The sequence below is a fragment of the Methylomagnum sp. genome (assembly GCF_054333355.1).
Map to the genome: position 1 here is coordinate 1 of NZ_JBTEKS010000262.1, position 6,136 is coordinate 6,136.

A 6,136-nucleotide genomic window follows, 5' to 3' on the forward strand; every position below is an offset into this window, starting at 1 on the left:
CGAGGGCGGGACGCGGGGTCGGCCTCTGGGGTGGCGGCGGCGGGGCGACCGATTGGGCCAGTTTCGCCAGCACCTCATCCCGTGGTCCGTACAGCGCCACTTGCCCCTCCGCCAGCATGAGGATGTTGTCCACCACGCCCAGCACGTTGTTGCGGTGGGTGATGACGATGACCGTCTTGCCCCGCCGCTTCAAATCGACCAGCGTGTTCAGCAGGGCCACATCCCCGGCGTTGTCCAGGTTGGAATTGGGTTCGTCCAGGATAACGATCTGCGGGTCGCCGTGCAGCGCCCGCGCCAGCCCCAGCCGTTGTTGCTGCCCGGCGGAGAGCATGGTTCCGGCCAGCCGGGTTTCGTAGCCTTCCGGCAGGCGCAACACCATCTCGTGGATGCCCGCCGCCTGCGCCGCCGCGACGACCTTGGCCGGGTCGATCTCGCCGAAGCGGGCGATGTTCTCGCTCACCGTGCCGTCCAGCAGTTCCACATCCTGCGGCAGATAGCCGATGTGCTTGCCCAATTGCTCCCGGTGCCATTGCTGGATTTCCGCGCCGTCCAGCCGGACGCTGCCCCGCGCCGGGCGGTGCAGCCCGAGCATGGCGCGGATCAGGGTGGATTTGCCCGCCGCGCTGGGTCCGACGACGGCGAGGAGCGTGCCCGGCTCGATGACGAGGTTGATGCCTTTAATCACCGCCTCCGCCGCGCCGGGCGGGATGACGACGAGTTGTTCCAGGCTGATCCGGCCTTGCGGGGCGGGCAGGGGCATGGGCGGTGCCTTGGCGGGGACCGCGTTCAGCACGGCGTTGAGGCGGCGGTAGGCTTCCCGCGCCTGCAAGAAGCCGCGCCAGGAGTTAATCATCAAGTCCAGCGGGGCCAGCGCCCGCCCGAGCAGGATGGAGCCGGCGATCATCAGCCCCGGCGAGATTTCTTTGTGGATGGCGAGGTACGCGCCCAGCCCCAGCACCAGCGATTGGATGGTGAGCCGGTAGGTCTTGGACAGCATATTGATAAGCCCGGCCTTGGCGCTGGCCCGGCCTTGCAAGGCCAGCACCCGCGCCTGCTTGTCCCGCCAACGGGCGCGGAGGTCGGCCTGCATCCCCATGGCTTCGATGGCTTCGGCGTTGCGGAGGTTGCGCTGGGTGAATTGGCTGGATTCGTTGGATTCGCGGTTGGCTTGTTCCAGGTCGGCCCGCGTGGCGATTTCGTTCCAGACCGCCAGCCCCGCCAACAACAAGGCCGAGACCACCGCCACGGCGCCGAACCACGGATGGAACAGGAACATCAGGGCGACATAGATCGGCATCCACGGCGCGTCGAAGAACGCGAACAGGCCGGGTCCGGTGAGGAATTGGCGCAGTTGCAGCAGGTCGCCCAAGGGCTGGGCGGAGGCGATCCGTCCGCCGCTGGCGAGGGTCTGGGCGAACACCGAGTCGAACACGCGCCCGCCGAGGAGTTGGTCCAGCCGGGTGCCGGTGGCGACCAGGATTTGCGAGCGCACCCATTCCAGCCCGCCCATGACGATGAACAGGAAGGCCGTGATGAGGGTGAGCATCAAGAGGGTCGATTCGCTGCTGCTGGACAGCACCTTGTCGTAGACGGCCAGCATGTAGAACGAGGGCACCAGCAACAGCAGGTTGATGAACAGGCTGAAGAATCCGGCGGAGAGGAAGGAGGCTTTGCAGGCTTGGAAGGCTAGTCCTAGGTCCGATTCGGCGAAGGGCGGGGTGTTTTTTTGGGGGGGAATCATGGAGTCGGGCGGGGGTGAACGGCTGTGTGATTAGGGTGTTAAGTTTAACTGATGTAAGGCGTCAGATTGATGTACTCGGTGGGAGCGGTTTTCAGCCGCGACCTTAGCACGGCCCGGCATTCAGCCATGTAGGTCGGGCATGTACCCATGCCCGACGCAAGTTTGCCGATACCGGAAATGTCGGGCATGGAATACATGCCCGACTTATGAACTACGAACTTAGGCAATAAAGCCGTAATCCGCCAGTGCGGTCTGGGCCGTGCCTTGCAGGGTGCCGAGCAGGGTCAGTTCCCCGGCGCTGACCAGGGCGTCGGCGCTCGCCGATTTGAACAGGAACAGGGCGCTGTCGGTGCCGTTGTCCACCGCGAACAGGCGGATATCGCTCGTCGCGTAGGTGGCGCGCGCCGAGCCGATGACGGCGGCGGCGGAGGTGGTGGTGATGGCCCCGGCGATGTTGGCGGTGTCGATAACCAGTTCGGCCAGGGGCGAGAAGCCACCCGGCGCGTTGATGGTGACGCCGCCGTCGATCAAGTGGTCCTTGTCGCCGATGCTTAGCCCGGCGAGGCTATCTCTGAACAGGATGTGGTCGGTGCCGGACAGGAAGTCCTTGATGAGGCCCGCGCCGCCCGTCGTGGTGCCGAACACGAAGCTGTCGGCCCCGGTGCCGCCGGTGAGGGTGTCGGCCCCCGCGCCGCCTTCGAGGATGTTGTCGGCGGTGTTGCCCGTAAGAACGTTGTTCAGCTCGTTGCCGGTGCCGTTGATGGCCGCGCCGCCGATCAGGGTGAGACTCTCCACGTTGACCGGCAGGGCGTAGGTAATGAAGCTATGCACGGTGTCGGCGCCCCCGTTCAGTCCCTCCGTCACCACATCCCCGGCGTCGTCCACCATGTAGTAGTCGTTGCCCGCGCCGCCCGTCAGGATGTCGGCACCCGCCCCGCCATTCAGGATGTTGGTCCCGGTGTTGCCGGTGAGCGTATCGTTGTGGTTGCTGCCGGTGAGGCTCTCGATGTTCAGCAGGGTGTCGCTGCCCGCCCCGCCCGTGGCCTGGGGACCGGCGATTGCGAGGCTGACGGTGACGGCAGCGCTGGCATAGCCAAAATAGGCGGTGTCGGCGCCCGCGCCGCCGTCCAGGACATTGTTGGCGGCGTTGCCCGCCAGGATGTTGTTGAGGGCGTTGCCGGTGCCATTGATGGCGGCGGCACCGGTCAGGGTCAGGTGTTCGACATTGTCCGGCAGGGTGTAGGCGATGGAGCTTTCCACCTTGTCAAAGCCTTCGTTGGCGTTCTCGATCACCACGTCCCCGGCGTCGTCCACGGCGATGATGTCGTTGCCGACTCCACCCTTGAGGGTGTCGGCCCCGGCGTTGCCAATCAGTAGGTCGTTGCCCGCGCCGCCGTCCAGCACATTGGCGCTGTGGTTGCCGTAAATTTGGTTGTCCAGGCCGTTGCCGGTGCCGTCGATCACCGCCAAGCCTATCAGCGACAAGCGCTCGACATTCGCGCTCAGGGCATGGGTAATGATGCTTTGCACGGTGTCGGCGCCCTCGCCAGTGCTCTCGATGATGACATCGCCAGCGTCGTATACCACGTAGGTGTCGTCGCCCAATCCGCCCGCCATGCTGTCGTTGCCCCAGTTCCCGTTCAGGGTGTTGGCGGCGGCGTTGCCGGTCAGGACGTTGTTGAGGGCGTTGCCGGTGCCATTGATGGCCGCTGCGCCGGTCAGGGTCAGGTTTTCGACATTGGCCCCCAGGATGTAAGCGATGGCACTTCGCACGGTGTCGGTGCCTTCGTTGGCGTTTTCCGTCACCGTGTCCCCGGCGTTGTCCACCACATAGGTGTCGCCGCCTTTGCCGCCTTTGAGGGTGTCGGTTCCCGTGCCGCCGTCCAGGCTGTCGTCGCCATCACCGCCCGTCAGCGTGTCATTGCCCGCCAGTCCCATGATACGGTCCAGCGTGTTGGTGCCTGTGAGTGAGTCGTTGGCCTCTGTGCCTGCAATGTCGAAGCCGCGTGCCAGCAATTCCGCCAGCGTGAGCTGGGTGCCGTCGGCGAAGCCAAACAGACCGACGCTGGAGCTGTTGAAGGCGTCGTTGGAATTGAAGCCCTCGATGTGTAGCTCGTCGCCATCGCCGAGGTCGAGCGCCAGCGAGCCCAGCCGCAAGGTGATGTCGTTGGGGCTAGTGCCCGGGCCGAAGATCACCTTGGTGTCCTGGTCGGGGTCGATCACGGTGTCGTGGCCGTCGCCTTTGTTGTAGTAAATGACATCTTTGCCGGTGCCGCCGTAGATCGTGTCAACCCCGGTGCCGCCGGTCAGGGTGTCGTCCCCGCCGCCGCCGAACAGGCGGTCGTTCCCCGCCCCGCCCCGCACGATGTCATTGCCTTGGTCGGCCGCGGCCATCAGGCCGTCCTTGTCGTCGCCGTAGAGGAGGTCGTCGCCGTCGCCGCCCTCCAGGGTGTCGTCGCCGGTTTGCCCGGCCATGAAGTCGTTGCCGAGGCCACCCTCCAGGATGTCGCCGCCGCCGTTCGGCGCCAGCCGCTGTTCGTTCACAAAAGCGGCCGGCGTCGTCAGCGTATAGTCGTCCGCCGCGATGCTCCACACCCAACTGAATGCCTTGTTGGACGCCACCATCACGGGATAGAGGCTGTAGCTGTCGGTAGGAACCTTTTTCAGGCTGGCCGTGGCCGCGTCCCAGCGGAAGGATTGGGTGTTGGAGTCTCCGTAGGGCTGGGACGCCGCTTTCGAGAACGGCGCGTAATCGGCGTCCCCCAGCAGCAGGTCGTCGCCGCCGCCGCCCCGGAGCAGGTCTTCCCCGGCCCCGCCGAACGCGACATCGCTGTCGCGGCTGCCGTAAAGGGAATCGTTGCCCTTTTCCCCGCTGAGCCAGTCGCCCCGTTGGCCGCTGTTGGCCCCGGCGGCTAGCCAAGCGTTGTCGTCGGCGTCGCCCCACAATTGGTCGCTGCCGTAGCCGCCCAGCAGTACGTCGGACTGGGGTCCGCCGTAGGCTAGGTCGTTGTCGGAGATGGCGGGGTTGCCGCCGTTGGTGCCGGTGCGGAGGTAGTCCTGGCTGTCGTTGCCCTGGACCTTGTCGTCCCCGCCATAGGCGTTGCTGACCAGGTTGCTTAGGCCGCCGCCGGTGGCGATGACATCGTTGTAAATGCTGCCATAGAAGGAATCGCTCTGGGTGCCCCCGTCGAGCTGCAAGCCCTGGGGGTGGGTGGCGGCGGAACCGTCCATGTTCAGGTAGGCGATGCTGCTGGGAAGGCTCAGCGTCACCCGGTTTACGGGGGCCACTACGTCGTTCTTGGTCAGGCCGAAGTCGCCCGCCTGCCAGCCGTCGAGGTCGGCCACGGCTTTGTATTCGCCGGTGCTGAGTTTCGCCGAGATGCGCCACGTCCCGTTCAGCAGGGGCCGCAGTTCGTAGTTATTGTCCGCGCTGTAGTAAATCTGTCCGTTGTCGACGGCGGGTTTGAATTCGCCGGAGACAGTCGCGCCGTCGATTTGGAGTTGGTTGGTGCCGCTGTGGTCGATGATCGTGTCCACGCCGCCGGTGGTTTGGAGGAGATAGGTGTCGCTGCCGGAACCACCCTGAAACTCATCCGCGTATTCGCCACCGTTTAGTGTGTCGTCGCCCGCACCACCGACCATCAGATATCCATGGTAAGGCATGTGCAAACTCAGCTCAGCATCGGAGGGATCAAGACCGTCGTTGTCAGGTGTGCCGTAGATGACCTTTAGATTGCCCCGCTCGTAGGAAAGAAAGGTATCCGAAAAAATCTTTTGGAAGTATGACTGCGCGTCAGGAAGTAAGAGACTAGCTATACCTGCGGCATCCTTTATAGAACGAGTTAGGCTGCCGACGACACTTACCTCATCCTCTCGCCCCTGATCAGATGCGAAACTGACTTGATCATATATGCTATAGGTTCTTCCAGGTCCAGTGAAAGAAATTTTCACCTCCTTGCCGTCCTGGATCGCTGGACCTCTTGCTAGATTGTAGGGATCCAGAGTCGGCTCTAATAAGTACGTGTTAATTGCTTCAGATATACGATTGCTAGCGTCATAATCAAAACCATCGGCATCGGCATAAATAGACATACCTTTAATTGCTTTAAAACCATCGCGAATTTCAAAAGTTGCATTTGATAAGTCAAGCGTAAAGTTACAGCCACCAAAAATATAGGAACGTTCTGCATGGTCGGCGCTACCAATACCAGTGCCGTACTGAGAAATTGTAAGATGCTCATCAGCCGGAGTTATATTTAGGACTTACGCAAAATATATTGGCATGGGTATATTAAATATCCTCATTAGCGGAGTATAATTGCCACCCATGAAGACAAGCAAATACTCTGACATAAAGCCCACCAGTAAAGATTATTGTGAATTCATTATAGCGAC

3 protein-coding genes are annotated in these 6,136 nt (G+C 62.7%); all 3 read right to left on the bottom strand.

Annotated features, from left to right (window positions below):
- Nucleotides 1–1,741 (bottom strand): type I secretion system permease/ATPase (locus ACXWUF_RS16510; RefSeq protein WP_458503307.1); only part of this gene is annotated, 1,741 nt, incomplete at its 3' end.
- Nucleotides 1,742–1,785: 44 nt separating this feature from the next.
- On the bottom strand, nt 1,786–1,968 hold the full coding sequence (locus ACXWUF_RS16515) for a hypothetical protein (RefSeq protein ID WP_458503308.1): 183 nt from the start codon (nt 1,966–1,968) through the stop codon (nt 1,786–1,788).
- Complete coding sequence (locus ACXWUF_RS16520; protein WP_458503309.1) at nt 1,961–5,404, bottom strand: beta strand repeat-containing protein; 3,444 nt, start codon at nt 5,402–5,404, stop codon at nt 1,961–1,963. The genes ACXWUF_RS16515 and ACXWUF_RS16520 overlap by 8 nt, the downstream gene beginning before the upstream one ends.
- Between the last annotated feature and the right edge of the window lie 732 nt (nt 5,405–6,136).